Source organism: Asaia prunellae JCM 25354, from assembly GCF_000613885.1.
Lineage (GTDB): Bacteria > Pseudomonadota > Alphaproteobacteria > Acetobacterales > Acetobacteraceae > Asaia > Asaia prunellae.
Map to the genome: position 1 here is coordinate 1 of NZ_BAJV01000029.1, position 5105 is coordinate 5105.

At 57.1% G+C, this 5105-nt stretch carries 5 protein-coding genes; all 5 read right to left on the bottom strand.

What is annotated here, in order from left to right:
• Window positions 1-24: 24 nt before the first annotated feature.
• Window positions 25-585 (bottom strand): hypothetical protein, encoded by a 561-nt coding sequence (locus JCM25354_RS15285; RefSeq protein WP_025886714.1) that lies wholly within the window; start codon window positions 583-585, stop codon window positions 25-27.
• Between the two features lie 54 nt (window positions 586-639).
• Window positions 640-1341 (bottom strand): 2OG-Fe dioxygenase family protein, encoded by a 702-nt coding sequence (locus JCM25354_RS15290; RefSeq protein ID WP_051537447.1) that lies wholly within the window; start codon window positions 1339-1341, stop codon window positions 640-642.
• A gap of 86 nt (window positions 1342-1427) precedes the next feature.
• A complete protein-coding gene (locus JCM25354_RS15295; protein WP_025886716.1) occupies window positions 1428-2660 on the bottom strand; it encodes an NAD(P)/FAD-dependent oxidoreductase in 1233 nt (410 codons plus the stop codon).
• Between the two features lie 280 nt (window positions 2661-2940).
• Window positions 2941-4176, bottom strand: coding sequence for a bifunctional glutamate N-acetyltransferase/amino-acid acetyltransferase ArgJ (gene argJ, locus JCM25354_RS15300; protein ID WP_025886717.1), 1236 nt, complete (start codon window positions 4174-4176; stop codon window positions 2941-2943).
• 120 nt (window positions 4177-4296) lie between these two features.
• On the bottom strand, window positions 4297-5105 hold an 809-nt coding region (locus JCM25354_RS15305; protein WP_025886718.1), incomplete at its 5' end, for a peptidylprolyl isomerase.

The following is a 5105-nucleotide window of genomic DNA, read 5'->3' on the forward strand; positions in this document are numbered from 1 at the left end:
ATATCTCCCAACACCCTGATACTGTCAGCCTCTTAGAAGCTTTTTCTTGGGCTTCTCAGCTACCTTCTTGTGAGGGGTGGCAGATGGTGGTGCAGTGATACTGTCCTGATAGCTGGATCCGTTCCATGTCCAGCGGTCATTCTTGTCGATCTGCAGGTCATGCATGTTGTTATGACGTGTCGGGAGAACCGAAATCGCTCCGCTGACCGAGTCGAGGACGAGTTTCCATCCTCCTTTATGACGCAGATAAACAGAGGTTGAGCACCCGGCAGACCCACAAAGACGGGCCGATTGCAGTTGCACAAAAAGTGCCATGTCGCCTTGGTCAGATGACAGGGGGGCAGACGCGACCAGAACCACTGGATTGTCATTGTGTTTGGCAGCATCAGCCAGATCAGCAGCATTCAGCTGACGTGCTACCTGATCCAGATTGGTTCCCGGCTGGGCGGTTAGCACCACCGGCTTCGCGCTGAGTGTGTCTTTTGTCTGGGCTTTGGTTGTCGTGCCGTGATGCGTACGGGCAAGGCTCGGAGGCACAATGAGGCCCATGACTGCGATACTCGTGACCGCAAGACCAAAACGCATCGGCATTTCTCTCTTTTTTATCGACTCGTGGGGCGAAAGGGCCCTTTCCTCCTTTTAGGCGTGACGGAGCGTAACCACCAGTACGTCGCGATAAGCCGGTCTGGCAGGATCAATCGGTTCAACCGGGGTTACGCCGTGATAGACGCGATGATCATCCACGAGCGCCGTGTCGAGGGATGTTTCAAGCGTGAAGGAACCGATTTCCTCACGCTGATCATTATGGATCGACGTTATGCCAGATGCGACGTTTTCCCGATTGACCATCAGAACCATTACCCAATCCACTCCGTCTCGATGCATGCCTTCAGGCGTGGGCCGAGCCTGGCTGCCAGCCTGGGCTTCGATGCGAAACTGATGGACTTCCGCATGCCAGCTGTCAGGCTGTGTCGAGGCGGGGGTCATACGTAGCGCGAGCAGGTGAGCGGCATTCAGGACGGAGAGCATGACCGGATGCGTGGCTACGGCATCCTCGATCGGGCCAAACCAGCGTTCTATACCGCCATTCAGCAGGTTGTAGTCACGACTTTGATAATGAGGCTGATGACGCTTGCGCTCAATGCGGCCGCCTGTCAGGGCGTAGGTGGCATAGCGTCTTTTGCGGTAACGCCCACCATCGGCCATGTAGCGATCAAGGCCGAGCCGGTTCCAGCTTTCTGAAAATGACTCCCAGTCCCTGAAGCCAAAACCCTGAAGAAAGGCGCGCATGTCCTTGCTGCGTTCCAGGGCAAACCCCTTGTCCTGCAAAGCCGCCACCATCTGATCGAGGCGAATCGAGTTTTCTGGAGAAAGAGCTAGAGAGTGCTGCAAGGGCATGACATCTTTTACCGCTGATCGAAGAGTTGTTAATCCAGACGTGGGCGGGTCGGTAGCAGATGAGCTTTAAGGAAAGCAGCGGTCCCACGCGCTACTCCCATGACGCCGATCTGATGCTGACGAAAGATCAGATCATGCACCCACCGTGGTGCGAGCCCCCGCAGAAGCCCTCCGCCAAAACTCTTGGAGGAGCCGACCATGCCCCAGCCATTATAATCGCCCAGCGACACAACGGCACCACGATCCTGGTAAACAAATGTCGAGGGCTCACGACCCTGCGCGATGACAGGAATGGCGCGTCCCAGATAAATACCCTGTTGACGGGCAACCTGGGCCGTAGCGGGAAGCGGCGCATCACTGATATGTGCGCAATCACCAAGGGCAAATATAGAGGTGTCGCGTGTCGATTGCATGCGATGGTTCACCACAATCTGACCACCGCGAGCCATTTCAAGCCCCTCGAACAGCTCCGTAGCGGCGTTGGCCCTTACACCAGCGGCCCAGACCCGCAGTTCTGCGAGGATGATGCGGCCATCCTTGAGGTGGAATCCTTCGCTATCGACAGCACTGACCATGGCATCAGTCAGAACGTTTACCCCGAGCTCCTCGAGCTGCTTGCGGGCATCGCTTGACACCCGTTCAGGGAATGCTGGCAGGATGCGTTTTCCAGTTTCGATCAGGGACAGGCGCAGGATATTTTTTCTGGCCTCCTTTCCGAAGCCTGGTGCCAGATCGATAGCACTGCACAGTTCCGCAGCGAGCTGCGTACCTGTGGCGCCGCCGCCAACGATTCCGACGTCAAGTTTGCGGCCGGCCGCTGCCGCGTCTCGAAATGCGCTACGGAATTTTTCATGAAACAGGCTGGCATCGGGCAAGGAGTCGATGAACGTGCAGTTTGCCGCCACGCCTTCGATACCGAAATCATTTGACCGCGAGCCCAGTGCCACGATCAGCATGTCGTAAGGTACGACCTCATCATTTGCGAGAAGGATTTCGTGTTTCTCACGATCAACCTTGCTCAGGGAGCTCTGGATAAACCGGAAGCCGAAGCGACGGCTTGCCTCGGCAAAGGTCGTACAATCCCGGGATTCCTCACCCGTGCCGGCTGCAAATTCATGCAGCATGGGTTTCCAGTAATGCACGGCACCTTTGTCAATCAGCGTGATCTGGATAGTGCGATGGCGCCCACGACCGAGTGTCATCGCCGTTTCCATCCCGGCGACGCCGCCGCCGATGATGACCACGCGAAATGCATTTGCCATGCCTGTTCCTCCTCAGCGTCATTCAGGTATTTGTACGACGTTGATCTGATTGCGTTTTTTGGAGATCTGCCAAGCTGTCAGCCTGTAACGGATGTGCAGCTGCTACGACCGTCCAGCCTCTGGGTGTCCCCTGTCGATCTAAAGTGGACCAACGGGATACTAAATGCGATTATGGCACAGCGCAAGTTGCGTACGCGGCGGAAAAACGCGTTGCAGGGCCTAAGTCAGACTATGGGCAAGGATTTGCGATCGGCCGTTCAAAGGCCGATCGTGGTGCATATCAGCTTCGATAGGAGCCGTTGATATCAATGTAACCGTGGGTCAGATCACAGCTCCAGATCTGTGCGTGACCATTGGCCAGGCCGAGATCGATCTGGATTTCTATCTCACGGCCTTTCATGTGGGCAATGACAGGCGCTTCATCATAGCCTTCAATGACCGTTCCCATGCGGGCAATCCAAGTGTTCCCGATAGCAACTGAAAGTGTGTCCCGGTTGGCAGGTTCGCCGCTCTTGCCTACAGCCATCACAATGCGCCCCCAGTTGGCGTCTTCACCTGCAATAGCGGTTTTCACCAGAGGTGAATTGCCGATTGCCAGCGCAATTTTCTTGGCAGATTCGTCGGAAACGGCGCCGTTGACCTTTACACTGAAGAGCTTGGAAGCTCCTTCGCCATCGCGAACCACCATCAGCGCAAGTTCGAGCAACAGGGAGTCGAAAGCCTCGCGGAAAGCGGTCAGCTGAGGGTCAGCAAGGGAGGTGATAGGCGGTGTGCCTGTCTGGCCGGTTGCGAAAACAAGGACCATGTCCGACGTAGAAGTGTCGGAGTCCACGGTGATCGCGTTGAAGCTCCGATCGGTACCCATATGCAGAAGCGCCTGAAGCACATCATGAGAAATGGCAGCATCGGTCACAACAAAGCCGAGCATCGTTGCCATATCAGGCGCGATCATGCCGCTGCCTTTTGCGATGCCTTGTATCGTCACCGTTTCGCCGGCGATTTCAACCTTGCGTGTTGCGGCCTTGGGAAAAGTATCCGTTGTCATGATGGCGCGTGCTGCGTCTTCCCAGCCATCCGGGCTCAGCTTGTCGTACAGGGCAGGCATCGCGTCACTGATTCGCTCGGCATCGAGTGGCTCACCAATCACACCTGTGGACGCAAGAAAGACTTCGGTCGCAGCGCAATGCACTACTCGCGCCGCTGCCGCTGCCGATATCTGGGTTGCATGTACACCGGCGCGTCCCGTGAAGACATTTGCATTGCCGGAATTGACCACCAGAGCTCTGGCCGTACCCTGGGCAAGGGCGGCGCGGCTCCAGTCAATCGGGGCCGCCGGGCATTTGCTGCGCGTGAAAACGCCGGCTGCAGTCGTGCCGGGCTCGAACTCCATCATCATGAGATCGGTTCGATCTTTGTAGCGTATCTGTGCAGCGACAGCGCCAAGTCGCACACCTGCAACCGGTTCGAGACGCGGCAGGGGTTGGGCAAGGGGGGAGAGGGGGAGGGCTTTGGCCATGATCTGTCTCCGAACTGGGAACGTCGGAAGGAGGATGCACGGCTAAAGGCTCAGGTCCAGCCCCCCGCTCCGTAATGAAGCGAAAAGACCGGATTTCTGAGTAAAAAGTGAGCTTGTGGCTTACTTCTTGGGAGCGTCCGGGAGTGGCTTGCCCTGAGCGTCATAACGTACGATCTTGACCTTGTCCTGGGCAGCCTTGACGATGTCGCGGACATTGTCACGGATCAGCTGCTGACGGATTTCGTCATGAACCTGATCGAGTGGCGGGACAGGGGCTTCACGCGAAGCCAGAACCTGGATGACGTGCCAGCCATACTGTGTCTTGACCGGGGTCTGGCTGATGGTGCCGGGCTTCATGGCAAAAGCGGCCGTGGAAAATTCCGGCAGCATGTCGCCTTTCTTGAACCAGCCCAGATCGCCACCGCTGGCGCCCGATCCCTTGTCGGTCGAGAGTTTCTTGGCAAGATCCTCGAATTTCGCACCGTGGTTGAGCTGCTTGATCACGTCCTTGGCTGCGGCTTCGTCAGCAACCAGAATGTGGCGGGCGTGAATTTCCTGCTCACCCTTCTTCGACGCATAGTTGGTCTGATAGGCCTGCTTGATAGCATCTTCAGTCACCAGCGGTGCGACTTTTTCCTGCAGATAGGCATTCTGCAAGGCATTATCAGCTGCTTCCTGCATCTGGGCCTTCACATCAGGCTTCTTGTCGAGGCCTTCCTTGAGGGCGTCGATCTGGATGGCCTTCTGGCTCACGATCTGGTTCAGCAGAATGCCGACGAGTGTGTTCGGCGGCAGCTGGCGTGCTTGGGGCGGCAGGCCAGCTGCCGCTTTCTTGACGTCATCCAGATAGATCTTCTGGCCGTTGACCGAGGCGATCAGCGGATTGGCGTCGGCAGGTGCTGCCGGAGCGGCAGCCGGGGCTGCATTCG

Bases quoted from the DNA above. Each gene is read 5' to 3' on its own strand.
- JCM25354_RS15285 (WP_025886714.1), bottom strand. From the start codon at position 585: ATGCGTTTTGGTCTTGCGGTCACGAGTATCGCAGTCATGGGCCTCATT.
- JCM25354_RS15290 (WP_051537447.1), bottom strand. From the start codon at position 1,341: ATGGTGGCGGCTTTGCAGGACAAGGGGTTTGCCCTGGAACGCAGCAAG.
- JCM25354_RS15295 (WP_025886716.1), bottom strand. From the start codon at position 2,660: ATGGCAAATGCATTTCGCGTGGTCATCATCGGCGGCGGCGTCGCCGGG.
- argJ (WP_025886717.1), bottom strand. From the start codon at position 4,176: ATGGCCAAAGCCCTCCCCCTCTCCCCCCTTGCCCAACCCCTGCCGCGT.